This is a genomic window from Steroidobacter gossypii, from assembly GCF_016801985.1.
GTDB classification, from domain to species: Bacteria; Pseudomonadota; Gammaproteobacteria; order Steroidobacterales; family Steroidobacteraceae; genus Steroidobacter; species Steroidobacter gossypii.
In genome coordinates this window covers 580,360-600,299 of the sequence record NZ_JAEVLS010000002.1, presented here as the reverse complement: position 1 = coordinate 600,299, position 19,940 = coordinate 580,360, and the positions used below count along the sequence as shown (strand labels likewise).

Annotated in this window: 21 protein-coding genes; 9 read left to right on the top strand and 12 right to left on the bottom strand. The window is 60.0% G+C overall.

Annotated features, from left to right (window positions below; genetic code table 11):
- The first annotated feature begins 226 nt into the window (after positions 1-226).
- On the top strand, positions 227-1,576 hold the full coding sequence (locus JM946_RS09780; protein WP_203167107.1) for a M20/M25/M40 family metallo-hydrolase: 1,350 nt from the start codon (positions 227-229) through the stop codon (positions 1,574-1,576).
- 209 nt (positions 1,577-1,785) lie between these two features.
- On the opposite strand, the gene dusA is transcribed toward JM946_RS09780, so the two are convergent.
- The 3 genes from dusA to JM946_RS09770 form a co-directional block, all read right to left on the bottom strand.
- Complete coding sequence (gene dusA, locus JM946_RS09775; RefSeq protein ID WP_203167106.1) at positions 1,786-2,772, bottom strand: tRNA dihydrouridine(20/20a) synthase DusA; 987 nt, start codon at positions 2,770-2,772, stop codon at positions 1,786-1,788.
- Between the two features lie 282 nt (positions 2,773-3,054).
- Entirely contained in the window at positions 3,055-3,363 is a 309-nt protein-coding gene (locus JM946_RS31580) for a DUF6572 domain-containing protein (protein ID WP_407700513.1), read from the bottom strand.
- A 64-nt stretch (positions 3,364-3,427) separates the two neighbouring features.
- A complete protein-coding gene (locus tag JM946_RS09770; protein WP_203167105.1) occupies positions 3,428-3,865 on the bottom strand; it encodes a hypothetical protein in 438 nt (145 codons plus the stop codon).
- 76 nt (positions 3,866-3,941) lie between these two features.
- Between JM946_RS09770 and JM946_RS09765 the strand changes: the two genes are divergently transcribed.
- Together JM946_RS09765 and JM946_RS09760 are read left to right on the top strand one after the other, a co-directional pair.
- Positions 3,942-4,466 (top strand): M14 family metallopeptidase, encoded by a 525-nt coding sequence (locus tag JM946_RS09765; protein WP_203167104.1) that lies wholly within the window; start codon positions 3,942-3,944, stop codon positions 4,464-4,466.
- 73 nt (positions 4,467-4,539) lie between these two features.
- Positions 4,540-5,265, top strand: coding sequence for a response regulator transcription factor (locus tag JM946_RS09760; RefSeq protein ID WP_322110919.1), 726 nt, complete (start codon positions 4,540-4,542; stop codon positions 5,263-5,265).
- Position 5,266: 1 nt separating this feature from the next.
- On the opposite strand, the gene JM946_RS09755 is transcribed toward JM946_RS09760, so the two are convergent.
- A complete protein-coding gene (locus JM946_RS09755; RefSeq protein ID WP_203167102.1) occupies positions 5,267-6,076 on the bottom strand; it encodes a helix-turn-helix domain-containing protein in 810 nt (269 codons plus the stop codon).
- A 1,138-nt stretch (positions 6,077-7,214) separates the two neighbouring features.
- Complete coding sequence (locus JM946_RS09745) at positions 7,215-8,222, bottom strand: zinc-binding alcohol dehydrogenase family protein (RefSeq protein ID WP_203167100.1); 1,008 nt, start codon at positions 8,220-8,222, stop codon at positions 7,215-7,217.
- 122 nt (positions 8,223-8,344) lie between these two features.
- Here JM946_RS09745 and JM946_RS09740 point away from each other — a divergent pair, with 122 nt between their 5' ends.
- Both JM946_RS09740 and JM946_RS31575 read left to right on the top strand, forming a co-directional pair.
- A complete protein-coding gene (locus JM946_RS09740) occupies positions 8,345-9,307 on the top strand; it encodes a LysR family transcriptional regulator (protein ID WP_203167099.1) in 963 nt (320 codons plus the stop codon).
- Positions 9,223-9,495 (top strand): BON domain-containing protein, encoded by a 273-nt coding sequence (locus JM946_RS31575; RefSeq protein ID WP_407700512.1) that lies wholly within the window; start codon positions 9,223-9,225, stop codon positions 9,493-9,495. The genes JM946_RS09740 and JM946_RS31575 overlap by 85 nt, the downstream gene beginning before the upstream one ends.
- A 139-nt stretch (positions 9,496-9,634) precedes the next feature.
- Here the strand turns inward: JM946_RS31575 and JM946_RS09730 are convergent, their stop codons facing one another.
- From JM946_RS09730 to JM946_RS09720, 3 genes are read right to left on the bottom strand one after another with little or no spacing between them, the layout of a single operon-like run.
- The gene (locus JM946_RS09730) at positions 9,635-10,648 is read right to left on the bottom strand and encodes an SDR family oxidoreductase (RefSeq protein WP_230979585.1); all 1,014 of its coding nucleotides are present in this window, start codon (positions 10,646-10,648) and stop codon (positions 9,635-9,637) included.
- 13 nt (positions 10,649-10,661) lie between these two features.
- Entirely contained in the window at positions 10,662-10,829 is a 168-nt protein-coding gene (locus JM946_RS31570) for a zinc ribbon-containing protein (RefSeq protein WP_203167097.1), read from the bottom strand.
- 30 nt (positions 10,830-10,859) lie between these two features.
- Positions 10,860-12,071 (bottom strand): zinc-dependent alcohol dehydrogenase, encoded by a 1,212-nt coding sequence (locus tag JM946_RS09720; RefSeq protein WP_269140961.1) that lies wholly within the window; start codon positions 12,069-12,071, stop codon positions 10,860-10,862.
- Between the two features lie 257 nt (positions 12,072-12,328).
- On the opposite strand from JM946_RS09720, the gene JM946_RS09715 reads away from it, so the two are divergent.
- The 3 genes from JM946_RS09715 to JM946_RS31565 all read left to right on the top strand — a co-directional run bounded on the left by JM946_RS09715 (position 12,329) and on the right by JM946_RS31565 (position 14,222).
- Positions 12,329-12,898 (top strand): 3-keto-disaccharide hydrolase, encoded by a 570-nt coding sequence (locus JM946_RS09715; protein ID WP_203167095.1) that lies wholly within the window; start codon positions 12,329-12,331, stop codon positions 12,896-12,898.
- 170 nt (positions 12,899-13,068) lie between these two features.
- On the top strand, positions 13,069-13,539 hold the full coding sequence (locus JM946_RS09710; RefSeq protein ID WP_203167094.1) for an SRPBCC family protein: 471 nt from the start codon (positions 13,069-13,071) through the stop codon (positions 13,537-13,539).
- 362 nt (positions 13,540-13,901) lie between these two features.
- Entirely contained in the window at positions 13,902-14,222 is a 321-nt protein-coding gene (locus tag JM946_RS31565; RefSeq protein ID WP_203167093.1) for a glycoside hydrolase family 2 TIM barrel-domain containing protein, read from the top strand.
- Positions 14,223-14,513: 291 nt separating this feature from the next.
- Here JM946_RS31565 and JM946_RS09700 read toward each other — a convergent pair whose 3' ends face one another.
- The 4 genes from JM946_RS09700 to JM946_RS09685 form a co-directional block, all read right to left on the bottom strand.
- Positions 14,514-15,371, bottom strand: coding sequence for a hypothetical protein (locus tag JM946_RS09700; protein ID WP_203167092.1), 858 nt, complete (start codon positions 15,369-15,371; stop codon positions 14,514-14,516).
- Positions 15,347-16,693 carry a patatin-like phospholipase domain-containing protein gene (locus JM946_RS09695; protein WP_203167091.1) on the bottom strand — a complete coding sequence of 449 codons (1,347 nt, stop codon included), beginning with the start codon at positions 16,691-16,693 and terminating at the stop codon, positions 15,347-15,349. Before JM946_RS09695 ends, JM946_RS09700 begins: the two co-directional genes overlap by 25 nt.
- 251 nt (positions 16,694-16,944) lie before the next feature.
- Positions 16,945-17,481, bottom strand: coding sequence for a hypothetical protein (locus JM946_RS09690; protein WP_203167090.1), 537 nt, complete (start codon positions 17,479-17,481; stop codon positions 16,945-16,947).
- On the bottom strand, positions 17,481-18,359 hold the full coding sequence (locus JM946_RS09685) for a hypothetical protein (RefSeq protein WP_203167089.1): 879 nt from the start codon (positions 18,357-18,359) through the stop codon (positions 17,481-17,483). The genes JM946_RS09690 and JM946_RS09685 overlap by 1 nt, the downstream gene beginning before the upstream one ends.
- Before the next feature lie 320 nt (positions 18,360-18,679).
- Here JM946_RS09685 and JM946_RS09680 point away from each other — a divergent pair, with 320 nt between their 5' ends.
- Entirely contained in the window at positions 18,680-19,939 is a 1,260-nt protein-coding gene (locus JM946_RS09680) for an FAD-dependent oxidoreductase (RefSeq protein WP_203167088.1), read from the top strand.
- The last annotated feature ends 1 nt before the right edge of the window (position 19,940 follow it).

Sequence of the window (19,940 nt, the reverse complement as noted above, 5' to 3'; positions counted from 1 at the left end):
CCCCATCGCCGGGCGTAGGCGGAAGTATATACGACAACGCTACATAACCCTGCTGGATCCATGCTTTAGATGGGGCCACAGGGGGCAACAAGGAGTTCGGATGCACGAAATGGTTCCCCTCACCACCCGCTCTGGGCGTTCCACGGCTGGTTTTTGCGCCATATTTTTGGCGCTTTTGGCGATTCTGGCCGGGCAAGTCCGCCCGGCCTCCGCCCAATCCACGCCAGTGGCCGACTGGACCGAGGCGGACCTCGCCACGGCAGCCGCCCTGCGCGACCGCGCGCTCAAAGGCACCTCGGCCTACGAGCACGTGAGCTCGCTGGTCACCGAGGTGGGCCCTCGTTTGGCGGGGTCCGCGGGCGACGAAGCTGCGGTCCGCTGGGCCATGAACCGGCTGGGCAAACTGGGCTTTACCGGCGTGCGCACCCAGGACGTGCTGGTGCCACGCTGGATTCGAGGCAGCACCGAGGTCACTTTGCTGGGCCCCGCGGGCCAGCCGCTAGTTGCGGCCACCCTCGGCGGCAGCATCGGCACGCCCGAAGACGGCATCGAGGCCGCAGTGGTTGAGTTCGCCACACTGGACGCGCTGAGCGCGGCTCAGGCCGGCGACGTGAAGAACAAGATCGTGTTCATCAACGAGCGCATGGAGCGCACCAAGGACGGCTCGGGCTACGGCAAGATCGTCAAGAATCGTGTGCAAGGCGCGAGCGTTGCCGCGAATCTCGGCGCCGTCGCGCTCGTCATCCGTTCCGTCGGCACCTCCGACGAGCGCTTCGCGCACACGGGGCGAATGCAGTACGACGTGAATGCCCCGCGCATTCCCGCCTTCTCACTGTCGAATCCGGATGCCGATACGCTGTCACGTCAGGTCAAAGCGAACAAACAGGTGCGCCTGCGCCTCAAATCCACCGCTCGCGAGCTGCCGCCCGCGTGGTCGGCCAATGTGATCGGCGAAATTCCCGGCACCGATCGCGCCAACGAAATCGTGTTGCTGGGCGCTCATCTGGATTCGTGGGATCTGGGGCAAGGCGCACTGGACGATGGCGCTGGCGTAGCGATCGTGGTCGAAGCCGCTCGCTTGATTTCGCGACTCGACCGCAAGCCCTCGCGCACCATTCGGGTGGTGCTGTTCGCTAACGAAGAATTCGGTTTGTCGGGCGCGAAGGAATATGCGCGCCAGATAGGCGATGAGCACAATCGTCACGTGCTCGCGATGGAAGCCGACACTGGCATCGGCCCCGTCGTGCGCCTCGACACTCAGGTCGCCCCCGAATCGCTCGGCGCGATCGAAAAGATGCGCAAAGCCATGGAGCCGCTGGTCATCGAAGGCGGCAGCAACACCGCCTCCGGCGGTGCCGACCTCGGCCCGCTCCGCTCCCTCGGCGTGCCGGTGCTGGATCCCGTGCTCGATGCGAGCCTGTACTTCGACGTTCACCACACGATGAACGACACCCTCGCCAAGGTCGACGCCAAAGTTCTCGACCAAAGCGTCGCGGCCTACGCGGTCGCCGCGTATCTCGCCGCCACCAAGCAGGGGAATTTCGGTCGGCTCGCGCCGGTGCCGTTCAATCGTTGACTTGTAGACTGACGACGGAAGACCGGAAGACCCACCCGCAGAATTCCGGGTGGGTCTTTTAACGACCACACTTTGCCGCCAGGATTCCGAGCGAGCACTGAAGAGATCGTTCCCATCGACGAACGCGGCCGATTCGCGGGCCTTTTGCCAACCATGTGCCGCGCTCGAATGGCGGCGCCCGGTTCGTCGTAGACGGTACCGCCTGTTGATTAGGCGGCTTGCACGATGCGCAAGGCTTCTGTCAGCAGGTTCGCTCCGGCGTCGGGTCGACCTGCCCCTTCAGAAATGAATCTTCGCCACGATCGCACCCTGGGCAGGCCGGCGTACAGTCCTTGCACATGCTTCACCATGCTGCGCAATCGGTGTCCCTCAGCCAGTCGGCTGCGAACATAGTCCGCATATTGTTCGATCACTTGCTCGCGCGTCGGCAGATTCCAACCCGGATCGAACACCGCCTGCTGAAGCTGCGCCAGCAAGTACGGATTCTGATAGGCCTCGCGCCCGATCATCACGCCATGGAATGTTTGTAGATGCCTCTGCACTTCTTCAACGGTGCGGATCCCACCGTTGAGCACGAATGTGAGGTTCGGAAACTCCACGCGCAACGCAACCGCAACGTCGTACTTCAACGGCGGAATCTCGCGATTCTCTTTCGGGCTGAGCCCCTTGAGGATCGCCTTACGCGCATGCACGACGAACACATCACAGCCCGCGCTCGCCACGGTCGCGATGAACTGCTTCAAGAACTCGAATTCATCAGCCGCTCGCGGCATGGGCTCAATGCCGATGCGACACTTCACTGTCACGGGCACCTTGACCACCGCACGCATCGCGCTCACACACTCCGCCACGAGCGCCGGCTCTCCCATCAAACAAGCCCCAAATCGCCCACTCTGCACGCGATCGCTCGGGCAACCGCAGTTCAGGTTGATCTCGTCATACCCCGCCTGCTCTCCCATGCGGGCCGCCAGCGCCAACTCTTTCGGATCGCTGCCGCCAAGCTGCAGGGCCACCGGGTGCTCCGCCTGGTCATAAGAGAGCAGCCGCGCCCCGTCGCCACGAACCAGCGCGGCAGAGGTGAGCATCTCCGTGTAAAGAAGAGTGTCGGGGCTGAGCAGGCGCAGGAAATACCGACAGTGGCGGTCGGTGTAGTCCATCATCGGAGCAATAGAGATGCGGCGATCTAACTCGTTCATACAAATCGATTTTTTCTCGGCTGTCGGTGTGGTCGAGACTGGACCGACAAATCAAGCTCTGGGAGTCTTCGCGGATCGGAACTCATTGAACTCTAGAGAACTCCGAGCATCTACTGCAGCGACTCCGCTTGGAAGTCTGGGAGTAAATCACATTATAGCTGGTACAGAATTGGCACAACGCACTCGTGTACCAACTCTGAAGACTGGCGCCTGGCCGGTTCGTATTTCCCCGAAGCCAAGGCGCGTCAGTCGGCATGTGTCTCCCCATCTCCACCAGATCGGCTACGTAGCTTCCGTCCGCAGGTGTGGCCTAGCCATTCCTGGACATCGCGAGATGCTCAAGGCGCTCGCAGTGTCTGCATGGACACACCAAGCCGATTCTGTGCGGGACACGACGGTCAACTCTTCAACAAGACGTTCAAAGAACTCGCCGCTCTCGATGAACGCCAAGTGGGTGTTGAGCGTCTCCTGTAAAATCAGCAGGTGATCGTGCTCATCGCTCCAGTCGAGGTCATCCACAACGGCTAGACAAACGTGTCCGGTGTTATCGATTCCCAACCAATCTATGACGCCGGTCTGAGCCACTGTCATGGTCGCTTCACTACGACTTGGGTCGGCGGTCCAGCCTCGCCAGCCTTCTCGCCTTTGCAGCGAATCAACTTTCGATCTTGAATCCAATAAACTCCGACTCCAATATTTTTGTCAGCTCAATGGGTGAGACATCCATTATCCGCACATACTCGAAGATTGGTTCTGTCAGGTAGAAGAAATCGGTTTCTTCAGAGTCAACCAACGCACAGAACAGCATCCTGTTTAGCATCGCTTCTCTTGTCGCGCCGGCATTGTTTCTGAGGTCTCGGTTCAAGTTCGTGAGACTCGCGCTCCTGAGCTCCTCAATTCCCTGCTCCTTGAAATCCTCTCCACGCAATTGCTTCTGTCGTTCCTGCAGGACGCCCAATGCCTTCTGCGGAATCTCCTCTTTGAACAAAAAAAGCAGCCTGATATACGTTCGAAGAAATGGCTCTATATCCCGCAGCGTCCGAGATGTATCCAGATATGAGGCGAAGCGCGTCTCTATAGCACCGACGTTCATTTCTTCATTCTACTCCACACCCATGGTTCTCTTCACATTGCTGTTGTTGGCATAGGCATGAGTGTTGCTTCCCGCCGTGAGCACCCGGTGCTTGCGGGTCGCATCGTATCCTGATCTCTATCTCGACATCCATGTGACCGACGGTGTCGACCATGTTCATGACATCACCTTTTCGTTTCCTGGCTGGGGCGGCCGCAACGCGCGCAGCCCGGCGGGCGGCGAGTGGCTGGACAAGGTGTTCCGCCCCGAAGTCGAGCGAGCCCTGGAAGCCAACGGCCATCTGCCCGCGCCATATATCAGCGCGATCGATGCACGCGCTCCCGAAAAGGGCATACGCATGCGCCCGGGGCGCGCGCGAACTTCGACTGGTTATGGCGATTTGCGCCGGCTTCCCACGGTCTTCGTGGAGAACCACTCTCTCAAACCGTATCGTCAACGCGTCCTGGGCACTTACGTTCTGATCGAGCAAGCGCTCAAGACGACCGCGAAGCACGGCGCGAAGTTGCTTCAAGTGGGGCCTTGCGCCTCCATGCTCGCCTCGTCGATGAAGGCGAAGCCGGATTTGCGTCCCGCGCCGAAGCGTCGAATGTCCCGACGCTAGAGTCCATCGACGTGACGCGAGGACGAGCCTTGTGGAGGAGCATATGAGAACGACCTGTGCCCCCCGCTGTTGATTGCGATCAACGCGGCGGTTCCGTTCACACGCCCAGAATCGGAGCTTGCCTGGCTGTGCCAATCCACCGCGCATCGCGCTGGGTAGCCTGATCCGCTCGGCGGGGCACCGAGTCCAGGCCTTCGAGTCACCGGCGGATTTCCTGTCCCGGCACTGTCACAGCAGTAACGGCTGTCTGGTTCTCGATGTCCGGCTGCCCGGCATGAGCGGACTGGACTTGCAGAGGACGTTGCGCTCGGCGGGTAACGCCATTCCCATCATCTTCATCACCGGACACGGCAACATACCGATGACCGTCCGGGCCATGAAGGGCGGTGCCGTCGAGTTCCTGCCCAAGCCGGTTCACGATCAGAAGCTGCTCGACGCCGTGGACCAAGCGTTGCGTTCGAACCAGTACTCGCAGCGACACACTAAAGAGCTGGATGTACTGCGCTCGCGGTGTGCTGCGCTGACCGCACGCGAAAGGCAGGTTCTGGCTGGAATTCTCGACGGCAAGCGGAATAAGCAGGTCGCGGCCGAGCTTGGCGTGAGCGAGATCACAGTGAAGATTCACCGCAGGCACGTCATGAGCAAGATGTCCGCGGCGTCGCTTGCCGGCCTGGTGTTGATGGTTGCACGCATGTCCGCTGCCGGGCTGCAGCCTTGGATACCCAGTTCCGAATCGCGACGTAACGAAAACGGCGAGGGAATCGACGAAACTCGTGAGCGGCCGATCGGCGAAGGCTGACTTATCCGGCGTGGCGGACGCTCGTCGCTCGCTCTTGAGAGGCGAAGCTGGACGTGTACAGCTTGACGGTCCGTGACACCCTGCCTGATGCATCGGTCGGCGCGAGTGAACTTCTCCGCCGCGACTCTGCCGAGGCATGCTCGAGTGCGAGACGATCAGTGATCCGCACCTGCCGCGAGTTCGCCAGCGTGATCGCGCCTTGGGCTTTCAATGTGGTGATGGCACGGCTCACCGTCTCCACGGCCATCGCCAGGTAATCGGCGATCTCGTATCGGGACATCGGTAGCACGAGATCATCGCCGATTCCTACCGAGGGCCGCTCGGCCATCTCGAGAAGGAATGCACTTACTTTTTCCAGGGCGTTGGTGCGGCCTAGCAGGACCATGCGCGCTTGCAGGCGCGATATCGACTCGAAGGCTCGCTGTCGTATCGCGCTAGCGACTTCAGCGTCCGCAGACGCCAACTCCTCGGCCTGACGTCGGGGGTAGCGTGCGAAGGCCGTGCCATCGACGATGATCTCAACCGAGAATTCATGCCTGGATCGCGCACAGAACCCAAACAGATCGCCCGGCAACAGAAAGTTGACGATCTGTCGTCGTCCGTCCGCCGTCAGAACGCATTCGCAGGCCGCTCCCGTGAGGAGTCGATACCACGAATCGGCGGCATCGCCTGCGTTGTACAATGGTTTGCCTGTCTCGGCACCGGCTCTCGTGGCGAGAAGCTCCAAGGTTTCCGGCAACCGCCCCAACGGCGCGCAATCAATCCAACCGGCAGCAGCGCGATGCGTTCCCTTGGAGATCGATACGGCCATCTGTGCACTCCCAGACTTTGGCCATGCAGCATACTGGTCGATCGCCCGTTGCTGTATCCACCCTTGGTATAGGCGGGACCGACCGCACGGCGCTCGCGATTGTGGTGGTCAAGTCGAATGGTAATGCCAGGCGCTTGACTCACGGCTTCTATGCCGGCAGGGCCGCTACGTGCAATTGATACAAACTGTCGGACGACGAACGCGACAGCACTCACGCTGCGAGCACCTGCCATGAACAGCTTTAGTGAAGCACTGAAGCTCACCATGCACAGCAGCGCACGGAAGGCGTGGATAGGAATCGCCGGGTGATCCGGGACACGCTCGCGATGTAGTTGGTTTCGAGAATGGAGGGCGAGCTTGGACTGGCGGATGTTCGATGATCGCACAGCCAGAGGATCGACTCTGCCGGCATGCTGTCGAGATGGAGACATTGCGCACGCCGCGCACTGTGCGTGTCGAATTGCAGTGAGTCGTCAATAGACGTAACGATTCCTGCGCCGCCCGCAGGAAATCACCGCACTGTCATTCAAGCCCCGACTTGAGGTAGCTCGCCGTCCCGTCGATCCAGTCCTGTCGTACCGGAGTGAAAATATCGATGTCGACGGTCCCGTCCTCCAGCGCGCGAAACTCGTGCGGAACGTTCGCGGAAAGACGATGACCTGTCCGGCGGAAACGAAGAACCGCTTGCCCTGCGAGAACACCTCGACCGAGCCCTTCATGACCCACGTGATCTGTTCGTTCGGATGGTGTGTAGCGGAACGACGGCTCCTTTCGCGAATACCCACTTGGCCATCGTGCTCTGCGCACCATGGATGGTCTGACGCGTGACGGCGCCCAGCCGCTCGATCGACGCACGCTCGAAGTCGTAAAGATCCGCAGCGTGTGACGGAATGGCGAGAGTGTCGGCTGCTCGCCGCGTCCGCGAGCGTCGGTTATTGCGGGCTCGCCCGCGATGACGCGCGCCGCCGCCAAGATCGCAACGATCAACGAAGGGGTAGTGGAAAGGTCATGATTGGTCCTCGATCGGTTGCGAGAGGTGCACACGGCAACAGCGAATGCTGTTGCCGCCACTGTAAGGTGAACTTTCGATGACGTGGGATTCATGCAGGATCGGAACGCGTCATCAATGAACCGTCGATCAGAAGCCCTCCAGCACGATCTTGCCCCGCGCCTGATGACTTTCGATCAGCCCATGGGCACGTCGCAGGTTCTCCGCGGTAATAGCGCCGAAGTGTTCGCTCACCGTCGTGCGCAGGGTGCCGGCGTCAATCAGATTCGCGATCCGCTCCAGCAAGTCGTGCTGGCGAATCATGTCCGGCGTCTGGAACGTCGATCGCGTGAACATCAGTTCCCAATGCAGAGAAATCGCTTTGCGCTTGAGCGGAACCGCGTCCAGCGACGCAGGATCGTCGATCAGGGCGAGCTTGCCCTGCGGCGCGAGGATCTCGATGAGCTGCGGGTAGTACGTGCTCGTGTGCGTGAGGCTGGCAACGTACTGAATCTGCGGAATCCCGATCTCCTGCAGTTGCGGCGCGAGCGGGCGGTTGTGATCGATGACACGATGTGCGCCCAGCTCCTTCACCCACTCCTGCGACTGCGATCGAGAAGCGGTGCCGATCACCGTAAGTCGGGTCAGTTGCCGGGCCAGCTGAGTGAGGATGGAACCCACGCCCCCGGCTGCGCCGATGATGAGCAGCGTATCGCCGTCTCCGCCGCCTTCAGCAATGCCCAACCGGTCGAACAGAAGCTCCCAGGCCGTGATCGAGGTGAGCGGCAAGGCGGCAGCTTGTGCGTCATTCAGCGTCGTCGGCGCGTGTGCGGCGATCCGCTCATCCACCAAGTGGTATTCGGCGTTTGCGCCCGGGCGATCGATGGACCCGGCATAGAACACGCGATCTCCCGGCTTGAACAGACTTACCCGCTCGCCGATCGCCTCCACGATGCCGACAGCATCCCAGCCCAGCACGCGAGGCGCCTGGGTCGGCGCGTTGGTACGCACCTTGGTGTCGACCGGATTCACCGAGATGGCGCGGATTCCGACCAGTAGATCTCGCGGGCCTGGCCTGGGCTGAGGCAACTCGATCTCGTGCAATGAACGCGAATCTTCCGGCGGCAGGCCGTGTTGACTGTAGACGATGGCTTTCATGGCGTTTGGTCCTTGGCAGCTTGCGAGCCGAGACGACTCGTTCGATAGGCCGGTATCGTGGTCTGGTGGTCGCGGCGGAAACAGGCGCACAATCGGAGAAGACTTTCACTATAGGAATGAAAATGATCCGGCTCGATGACTTGGCGCTGTTCGTGCGGACAGCGGCACTTGGCAGCTTCACTCGTGCCGCTCGTGAAGCCGACCTTCTGCCCGGCCAAGTCAGTGCCGCCATTCAGCGCCTGGAACGCGAGTTGGATATCCGCCTGTTCGCACGCTCCACTCGAAGCCTTCGCCTGACGGCTGAGGGCGAGCAGTACCTGCCTTATGCAAGAGAGGTACTAGCCACGCTGGAGGAAGGTCGCGACCGGGTGCACGGCGACAAGAACGAGCTCGGCGGTGTGCTGCAGATCGCAGCCCCGTCCGACGTGGGACGCAACGTGCTGCTACCCTGGATCACCGAATTTCGAAAGGCTCACCCGAAGCTGGCGCTGCGCCTGTTCGTATCCGATTTCGTCACCGACATCTTTCGTGACCCGGTGGACGTCGCCATCCGTTACGGCAGCACCCAGGATGCAAGCTATATCTCGCTGCCGCTCGCACCCGAGAACCGCCGCGTACTGGTTGCGTCACCTGCATATCTGGAGAAACACGGCTATCCCCGCAAGCTCGAGGACCTGCTCCATCATCAATGCCTGTTGTACTCGTTGAGCGGCTCCGTCTACAACCGCTGGGTGTTCCCCGATGGCAACGGCCAGAGCGACCTGCTCGTCTCCGGCAACTTCGTCTGCGATGACGGCGATCTCGTGCGCCGCTGGGCGGTTGCCGGGCAAGGCATCGCATACAAGTCCTGGCTGGACGTTTGCGAGGACGTGCGCGCCGGACGGCTGAAGGTGTTGCTCCCGGAACAGCCGGGCGAGGCGGCGCCGCTGAATCTGATCTGTCCTCATCGAAAGCAGTTCGTACCAGCGATCCGTCAGCTGCATGAGCTCCTGAGGAAGCGATGTGCGGCGCTCTCGGCGGAGCAAGCTTCGTACAATTTCAATGGCAAGCCAGCCGCATCCGCAAAGAATGTGAAACGCCGATGAGCGATTCTTGTTCACGCGATGGCATCGATGCCTCTACCGTTGACGTGACCGTAACGGAGTGCGAAGTCACCTTGTCAGGAACGGTGAGCTCACGGGAGGAAAAGCGCCGTGCCGAGGCCCTGATAGAGAGGCTTGCCGGCGTGAAGGATGTGAATAACAGCTTGCGAGTGTCAGGCCGCACCGGATAGGACAATCGGCAGCAGCATTCGGTGTTCGCTAAGAGGGACGAAGCGAGCCACGCCACACTTACCGGCCTCAAGCGGCGAGATGACCTGCCAGGCTTCTCTCCGGATCACAAGCTGAACTAGTCACGGAACAGCCGGGATTCTACGGCCCACCTCGCCCGCCTACAGCGCCAAATATTTGTCCAGTGGAGTAGCTGGACTCCTGAGACGCGAGCAGCACGTATAGCGGCGCCAGCTCAGCGGGCTGCCCTGGGCGCCCTATCGGAGTGTCGGCGCCGAACTGCGGCAATTTCTCCGGCTGCTGACCACCACTCGGCTGCAACGGAGTCCATACCGGTCCAGGAGCAACGCCATTCACTCGGATGCCACGCGGTGCCAGCTGTTTGGCGAGGCCTTTCGTGAAATTCATGATTGCCGCCTTGGTCGCCGAGTAGTCCAGGAGGCCTTCAGGCGGATCGTAGGCAACCACAGACGTTGTATTGATGATGGCTGCGCCCGACGGCAGATGCGGCAACGCTGCCTTCGTCAACCAGAACATCGCATACACGTTCGTTTTCAAGGTGTCATCGAACTGTTCCGTCGTGATCTTCGCGATGTCATCCACGGCGTGCTGACGCGCGGCGTTGTTCACCAGGATGTCGAGGCCGCCAAGGTCGCGAACCGATCTCGCAATTAGATCCTGGCAGAACGCCTCGCTGCGCAGATCGCCGGGGATCGCGACAGCTCTGCGCCCTGCTTTGCGAATGAGCTGCACCACATCTTGCGCATCGGACTCCTCCGCCGGCAGATAGTTGATCGCCACGTCGGCACCCTCGCGCGCGAACGCGATTGCAGCTGCCCGGCCAATGCCGGAATCGCCGCCCGTAATGAGCGCTTTGCGCCCTTCGAGCCGACCCGAGCCTTTGTAGCTCTCTTCGCCATGATCCGGACGCGGCTGCATCTTGCTGACGAGCCCCGGCCATTCTTGCTGCTGCTTCGGGAACGGCGGTTTGGGATAAGCCTGCGCTGGATTGCTCAGGTCCGCCCCACTCGCCCTCACTTTACGAGTGCCAGACGTATTCTGCGCGAGGACCGGCGACCCAAGCCCCGCCATTAGACCCATGCCTACGCCACCAATGAACACGCGCCGGCTGGGGTCTGTCGTTTGTGAGGACATCGTGGTCTCCGGTTCAGGATGATTTGTTTCCAGGCTCGTGGTATCTGGTATCGTACGAGTCACTGCCGCAGTTCGGACACTTCGGAATGTTGTGTCCCTTGGTCACATGAGTCTGCTTGTGACACTTCTGGCAACGGAAATCACCCGCCTCCCGCGCCGTCTCACCTGCTCGTGCGGCCATCGATTGCTCCAGAACAGTTCAGTCGCGAGTTCAGGGATGCGGCAGGAGTTCGACCTTCGTCCAGCCGCTGCGCCGCTTGTCGAACGCCTCATAGGCGCTGATCACATTATCGAGTGGCTCGATCTGCGTAAGTATCTGCTCAGGTTCGATCACGCCCGATCGCACCAACTCGATCAGGTGCGGGATGTACTTGCGATGATGGCAGTTGCCCATCTTGATGGTCAGGTTCTTGTTCATTGCCTGGCCGATGGGAAATGCATTGGCGGCGGGCGAGTACACACCGATGATCGCCAGTGTTCCCGCCTTGGCGAGCGCCTCGACAGACCACTGCAACACCTGGCTCGGCGCGTCACCAGGGCGCCAATTGCCATCACCCGCCTGCTCCGGCGCAATCGACTGTACTTCCTTTTTGAATTGTGATTCTTGCTGTCGCGCCTTGTCTGCCGCGGGGCCGTGGTGCGGATGCATCGCATCGATACCAACAGCATCGATGGCGCGATCCGCGCCGATTCCGCCCGTGAGTTCGATGATCACGTCGATCGGATCTTCTTTCTCGAAATTGACCACCTCGGCTCCTTGCTTGCGAGCGATCGCGAGCCGGTCGTCATATTTGTCGACGGCGATCACTCGGCCCGCACCGAGTAGCTTGGCGCTGGCGATCGCGAACTGTCCCACAGGTCCGCATCCAAACACGACAACCGTGTCGCCATCGCGAATCTCCGCAAGCTCCGCACCGAAATAACCCGTGGGGAAAATATCCGAAAGCAATATGGCTTGGTCGTCCGTGACGTCGTCCGGCAATTTGACCAAACCCACATGCGCGAAGGGGATTCGTGCCCGCTCAGCCTGCAGTCCATGAAAGGGGCCACTCGCAGTAGGACCGCCAAAGAATGCAGTACCCGCGCGCTTCCCATGAGGATTCACGGTATCGCATTGTGCGAAGTAGCCGGCACGACAGTACGAGCAATAGCCGCACGCAATCGTTGAAGGGATAACCACGCGTTCGCCGACCTCCAAGTTGCGCACCATAGGTCCAAGCTCTTCCACGACTCCGACGCCTTCGTGCCCGAGGATCGTACCTTCCTGCATGCCGGTGAACGTGCCGCGGATCATGTGCAGGTCCGTGCCACAGATGGCGCTTGCGGTCAGCCGGACGATGGCATCGGTCGGCTCTTGAATCTTTGGCTCCGGGACGTCGTCCAATCGAATATCGCCCACGCCATGAAATACGACTGCCTTCATGCCAATAGCTCCTTCGATCTACGATGCATCATCGACTCGTGCGCTCACTCTGGGTTGCGGGCGCGGAGGCCTCGGCGTCACAATCCTGCCCATCCCTCATGTGAGTGCACTGCGCAGAGCCTGAATGTGCGCGAGCTGAGCTTGTTCCCGACTTCCGAGTGTCTTGTTGCATTAGTCTTCCGTAGTCAGGCGAGCGGACAGAGCACGCAACCGTTTCAGTCCATGCTGACTGCCGACGGAACTCACGAGGAGCACTCATGCCACTTCACAGCTTTCAAGCACTGCCATTCCAGGATCTCTCCGGCTGGAGAATGGCCGGTCGGGGATCGTTTGCTCCTGTGGAACCGGGCGTCATCGAGAGTCGTGGCGGACCGGGCCTGCTTTGGTACGCCGCTCAGGTTTACGAAAACCTTGTGCTCAGGATTTGCTGGCGCGTGCAATCACTCGAGGACAATTCAGGAATCTTCGTTCGCTGTCCACCTCTGCAAGATGAGATTCAGCCTGCCATCGACCGCGGCTACGAGATCCAAATCGACGAGCGCGGTCTCGACCCCGAGCGCAACGTTCAAGGAAGCGCTTATCACATGACTGGCGCCATTTACACAGTGTCACCGGCCGTCTGCAAAGCGTCCCGTCCGATCGGCGAGTGGAACGAATTCAACTGCCTAGTGCAGGGTTCAATCATCGAAGTCGAGTTGAACGGTGTGCGAGTTGCATCGCTCCAATCGGCGTCGCGCGAGCCTCGCGGCCACATCGCGCTACAAGCGCATCACGAAGGCTCGCTCGTTCAATTCAAAGACCTCCGGATCCGCCGCCTGGATGATTGATGACGCCACGTTGATGCCGGGACTATCTGCAGTTAACTGTCATCGTTCAAATCTGGAACCGTTTCAGATCCCAGCGATTGGAGAGCTTGATGCAACGGTGAGGCCGCTCACGGCTGTGCTTGACGGCGGCGTTTCCCTTCCCCAGGACAGCTTGTTAGGAGCACTATCAGATGGACAACTACATCGAGAAGTCGATCAATGTTCGCGTGCCAGTTCACACGGCGTACAACCAGTGGACCCAGTTCGAGGAGTTCCCGAAGTTCATGAAGGGTGTCAAGGAGATTCGTCAGTTGGACGACACCCATGTGCATTGGGTCGCTGAGATCGCAGGCAAGCACAAAGAATGGGATGCTGAGATCACCGAGCAAGTTCCTGACCAGCGCATCTCATGGCGCAGCGTCGCGGGTACTGGCAATTCCGGTGAAGTCCAGTTCCGACCACTCGGCACGAGCGAGACAGAAGTCAGAGTTCGAATGGGTTTCGAACCGGAAAGCATGGTAGAGAAAATCGGAGATGCCCTACACGCGCCTGACCGCCGGGTCGAAGGCGATCTCGAGCGATTCAAGGAGTTCATCGAATCGCACGGTCAGGAATCCGGAGCATGGCGAGGCGAAGTGCATGGCGGTGACCGTACCGCCTGAGTCAGATCTGCCGCAGGTTCCTGTCGGCCTGCAGGTCAACCTTTTCGCCTGATCGGCCGGCCGGACACTCCAAACTTTCGTCGCGTTCCGCTCCCCTTCTCGGCGATTTGCAGCCGCGGCGTTCAACAAGAACGCCGCGGCATGCGATTGGCAAAGAGCACGATCTATCGTGACGCTGTGCGCGCCGGCAGAGCGTTCCGTAAACCCCGTCACATCGATCGAGGCACCGGAAAACAGCCCCAGATCTCGGATGGTCGCGTTCGCAGGCTGGCCGACCAGATCATCGAATCACAGCAAGCGAGATCGCCGAGATGAAGTATCTGGTGAGCGACATCGAGGCACGTGAGTAACGCGATGTCGCCTTGGAGCTACCGTTCGACCAGTTCCAAGGCGGATTCGTGTGGGACTGGGTGGACCAGAGCATGTACCGCTACACGCCCGATGGCCGTCGGTACTGTGGCAACGGCGGGGAGTACGGCCCCAATTCGACCGGCGATATCGAGTTCGGTGGCGGCGTCATCCAGCCGGATCGCACGCCCAATCGGCAGTGTATACGAGTTGTAAAGGGTTTATGCACCTGTACACTTTGTCGCGGTGGATGCAGACCGGGGCGAGTGAAAGTCATCAATCGACATGACTTCCGCCGATCTGAGCGGCTTTGCGTTCGATTGAGAAATCGCTGAGTACGGCGTCGTCATTGCCCGTGCTCAAGGCCCTGCGCTTACGACAGCAGCGCGCAGCGAGGAAGAGCTCACGCTGTCCATGCCCTCGTTCGTGCGCAAAGCCGGCAGCGAGTATTTCTTGAAGGTGCGCGCCACTGCACGCAACGACTCGATTCCGCTGGTTCCGGCCGGACACGTCACAGGGTGGCATTCCGCCTCGAATCGCCGACGAACCCGTCAATCGGCAAGCGTCGGTGTCGCACGCCGACAGCCAGTCGTAGTTCATGCGATCGACCGTAGGGCAGGCTTTGGCTATCCCTCGGGCGAGTCATCAAATCCAGGCTCGACAAAAATCAATTCCCTGCCTCGATGAAGAATGTGTGGATACGGCGCGATCTTTTCATCGAACGGCACATAGATATAAACCCACATCGGCAGGTGCGCACTCAGTCTTCTTAGAATCTCGCGTCGCTGCCTGGGCTCGAGGTCTTCGGCCGTCCAGGGATAGCCGGCGAGCCAGCTGTCTCCGTCGCTCAATGTTCCCCAGAAATAGGCCTCATAGGCGCCGAGAAATTCTGGCGCTTGCTGTACGCGAGGCGGCCGAAGGTAATTGGCGAACGCTCCCGTACGAAGGGCGCAATCCTTGCAGCCCGGCAAGTCCACCCGAATGTACCGCTCATGATGAATGTATCTGCGACCCAGTGGGGGATCCTTCTCGGTTTGCCTGTGAATGAATTCAACCTTCGCTTCGGGAAGCGCGGCCGCGACGGCATTTGCCAAAACGTGCCCTAGCACGTTGATTGATTCCGGTGGCGACGCCGCCATCTCGCGTGGCATCCACACGAGCAACCGTGGCGAATCTTCAAGTCGGCGCCGGGGGCCGGACGTTGCAAGCAGAAGTGCCACTTCCGCGCCTAGAGGAAGGCCAGGAGCGCCCTTGAACACGCCTGCGACAAGGCCGGCGGCGTGCAACGTCTGCAAAGGCGAACCTTCAGCGTCAAGAAGCGAGCGCAGAACTTCCGGCGAGATATCCTTGATGTTCTCGAATCCTGCGGCTCTCGCGATGACCAGCGCTTCGGAAGGTGGCCGAGCATCTTTCGATACAGGTGCGACGCAGCCAAACAGGCCGAGCGCACAAGCCGACATCAGAATCCACTTTTCGAGATGCATTGCACCACCGTCGCTTCCTCAACCACATCGGTCATCGCCGTTTTCATGGACCGAGTGCATACGGCCAACTTCGCCAGCCATTTCCCGAGCAGCCGGTAAGCACGGAATTCCTCCGGAGTGAATGACTGCCGATAAGTCGACTCCATAGGAAAGGAGCAACGCTCAGCGGGCGGGCTGCCCTCGCACGCGGGCATCATCCCATTCCAGTTCTGCTGCATGAATCGCTGCACCTCAGGTGGATAGTGAAGACCCATTACGCGATCAACACCGAGCCTGACTAGTTGAATGTGAACTCGACGGCTGTCCTGCTGGAGCTCCGCTTCCCAAACATGATGAGGCAGATCCCAAAGTTGCTCAGCGTGCTCTGGCGGAAGCTGGCGGCTTGTCACAGCACGCAGTTCACCACCTTCGCTGATCTTCCATCCCGCTTCCTGGGGCAATCTGCTCGTGAACGTGTTCCATGCTTGGAATGCAGAGCCGTCGTCGCTGCCTGAGCTGTCGAAGACCAGAATGTCCGTGCAGCCACGTCTGAGCAACGGCAATAACGCCAGCTTTTCCGTGAAGCCACCATCGGCCAGATGAAAGCTCACATCCCGGCCAGACGCCGCTCGCATTTGAAAGCTGCTGCCAACGCCGATATTCAACATTTTCGCGACGACGGGCAAGTCGAGCGCCGCGGCTGAGATAGCAACCGCCTCGCCTGTTGTGACTTTCCGTGAGAAGTCCGAAAAGTAACCAATGGCCGGCGAGCCGCTCACATCCGGCGACATTTCGAAGTAGTAGTCGAAGGTATACTCGTGATCCGCGCCCGGTTGCATTGTACCGATGCTGCCGCTGGCACCGAAAATCGGCATGGGAAAGCCTTGGATCTTGTGAATGTCCCGGGCTCGGTTGAATGATCGCCTTCCCGACGGCTGCACAGCCGTGCCACCAAACGTTTGATCGATTTCGACGATATATTCGGTTTGCAGCGAGCCGGAATTGCGTGCGATCACGGCACCCGGCAGATCGAGAGCCTGGAACGGCAGCCAGAAATAGAGAGCTGCCTTGCCAATGAAGTCGGCGTTGCGCTCCACATCGGCAATGAATTTGCCACGTTCCCGCAACAGGTCGCGCAGCGTCATCTTGTCCCGGATCATTCGCTCCAGCAGTCCGTAAACCGGATAACCGCCACCGGATACAGTGGAAACGAGCTTGAAATGCTCAAGCGCCTGCTTCTCGTGCAAGCCTTGAATGGCGCCGAGACTGACCGCGCCGGATCGCAATCCCCCCGCCGACATCGCGAGGCAGCTCAACCGTGCGCCTGCCTTCTCGGCGGGCACGGTTCCGGATTCCCGCAGCGGCAGTCCGGAACAGGCGCTTATGACGATAGATGCCAGCGCGACCGCGACCTGCTTGCGGATCGTTGCGATGGTCAGGGAGCCTCCAACGCCGTGTCCGCCACATCCGCGGAGGACCTGTCTTGCAAGGACGATAGCCCACCCGAGGGACGAACAATATTGCAGGATGCGGCGCTCAACGTCGCCAGAATCAAAACCACAGCAGCTAGCCTGATGAGCATCTGACTCTCCCTCTACTTCACCGTGCCGAATAAGCCGGCGACGTTCTCGAAAATGAAATGGAGTGTCGGCAAGCCCCCCGTTAGCAGGGCGCACATGCCAACCACAAGTAGAACAATGTAGAAAGCCGCCCGCACCTTGATCAGCGTGTCAGTGAACGCGGTCGTAGGCGTCGCGAGGAAGCGGTGGAAGAAGTCTTTGATCGCGGGCGCCGCCTGCGAGGACAACAGAAGTCCGAGGTAGAGCAACAGCATCCGCGGCGCGAATTTCGACACGGCTTCAACAAGTGAAAGATCATTCACTTGCTGACCGGAGAACGAGTCCGTGCCAGCTGCCCACCACATCAATAGGAAACACGCGCAGATGCCGATGATCCACAGATGCAGCCGGAACGAGCGAATGCGCACTTGCGGCAGGGTTCCAAGGATCACTCCCACGCCCACCACGAAGACAGCGCCGATGAGGTAATACGTCGACAGCCAATCGAATCGCGCATTGGCAACTATGGTCGCGTAGATGAATGTCAGCCCGACGATGGATAGATTCAGCATTACAGTAAGGGTGAGAATATTTTTTGTAGAGTTGCGACGCGCGGCTCCACATCCGCGGGGTCTTCCCACGGGTGCTCGGCATCCAGCTCGACCACCGAAAACAAATCGGTGGACGGAATCTTTCGTAGGGCACGGATGCGCTCCTGCAAGTCGTTCCGGTTCGAAATCAGAATCACTCGAGGCAACGCTCCGAGCAGTGGCGGCAATATGTCTTTCAGCCAACCGCGACGACTGCAAACAATGGGCATGGGTGCCGTCTCCTGCACTCCGTCCAGGACGAGAAAATCGATGCGAACTTGTGACTGGAGCAGCCCTGCGGCGAGTGATGCGCCCATTGATGATGCGTAGATCCCCACTTTTTCATAACCATGGCGCTGCCGATAGATAGCCAGGCCCGACGCGATCCGCCGAACGATCTCATCAGAAGCTACAAACGCCGCTCCGGGATCGACGCCTGGCTGCAGGTATGGGTATTCGAAGACCGCCACCTCGGTTCTGGCTGGCACGGCCCGCTCGATATTCTCCAGCAGATACGCCGGATGAAAAGCCGATCCGGGGAGAACCAGCAGCAGATGGGAGACCTGTCCCTTTCGGGTGCGATTGGTGAAAACAAACGACGAGGCATCGGGTTGGCCGAACGGCTCCCTCAGCACGTTGAACGCATCCCGCGGAGTTTTTCTATTCGACGCATCGAAAATCTTGCGAGAAGCCAGCGCGAAATCCCGTTCGAGCCACCGCATGCATAGCGGCTTGCCTGAAGCGTTCACTGGCGCGAGCAACGGCAAAATGGCCGCAACCGAAGATGCGACGGCAGACCAGCGCCGCACGTTCCCCGCGCCACCATGCGACCGATCCCTTTGCTGATTCTTGGCACGCATGACCGGGTATCGAATTCGTGGTTGTCGCCAATGGCAAGCAATTCATTATTTATGACATACAGTACGGAGTCTTATACAAAAGGTCTGAAGCGTCGTCGATGCTGCATAGCAAAGGGTCAGCTCGAATCGTTCCTTCCTTGCGCCGATCTTCGGCGCCACCTGTATCAGGCGATTGGCGGCGGCTGGCAACCGGCCAGGCGGGGCGCGCTTTGGGTAATCCAGGCATTTCCCGCTATCACTGAGGCTATTCAGGCCCATAAAGTGTGATAAAGTCACTTTCGGAGGACACTTAACGGCGCTTAACTTAGGGGTGTCGAGAAGTGAGTCAGCGCATTGATCCTCCGGTCTCGGCGATGGCCGCGGCGACGGGCTGTCGAGTCGTCGATCTGGATTTCGTCATCGTCGGCGGCGGCATTCTGGGAACCGCCGTGGCGGCCGTTGCCAGCCAGGCCGACTACCGCGTGCTGGTGCTGCGAATGACGGACCGTGGTCGCCCCAGGGCGGACACGCTGCGCAATCAAGGATGGTTGCAATCGGGCGTTTTATATCCGATGGGCATATTTAAGGACGAAGCAGAGTATCGACTCCTCGGCACGATGACCTACTTCGGAGGACGCGAAATGCTGGCACGGTGCGGCATGGAGCCTTCCAACGAACGCGCGGTCGTGCGAGTTCGAGATCCCGTGCGGGTTCGCGAGATCGAGGCAAAGGCAAAGTTGCTCCGCCTGCGATCTGAGAATTTTCGACGCCTGGACAGCGCCGATGCGCAGGCGTCGCTGGGTGCGCTGTTCGAGCGTGGGTCGGCCTATTTTCTTTGTCCGGACTGCCCGTTCGATGAGGCGGCCGTCCTGACGCATTTTCGCGGCGAGGCCGTGAAGAATGGTGCGCAATTTCTCGAGATCGACGAACCCGTGAAGCTGTTGCGCCGTGGCGATCACATCGCGATCTGTTGGGACGGGATCACGCTCGACTCGCCGGTGACATTGATCACCGCCGGCGCCGGAGGACTGGAACTGCTACGCCAGATCGAATGTGCGGTGCCTGCGGAAATACGGCAAACGCCGCTGCTGGTGCATCCGAATTCCTGTGGAGTGCCGGTGCCCATCCTGGTGGACTTCGAGCGCCAGTTCTCGCTGGTGAAACATCCGTGTACGCCCGCCGACGCGCTGGTGATCGGCACCAAAGTGCATCAACAACCCGTCAGTTTCATAGCACCCGAACAGCGGCGAGTTTCCAAGTCCGATGCCGCCTCGTTTCGCCGCTTTCTGCATCCGCATCTGGAACAAAGCATGCAAACCGGTCGCTTCACCGCAGGCTTCGAAGTCATGCCGACCGCAACGGCCGGCGTGACCCATCTGGAGCCGTTCGTGAAAACCTTCGACAACGTGGTGTTCGCGAGCCCCGGCCGAGCCACGCTGGCGCTGCAAGCCGCGGAAAAAGCGTTCTCCGCGACCCGCGCGATCGTCGATGCCCGCGGCCGCCGCCGTTTCGAATTTGTTGCCAGATCGAGCCGCGCCTGGTGCGATCCGATCGACATGCATTATCAGCCGACCTATCAGTTCAATGATGCGGAGGTCTGAT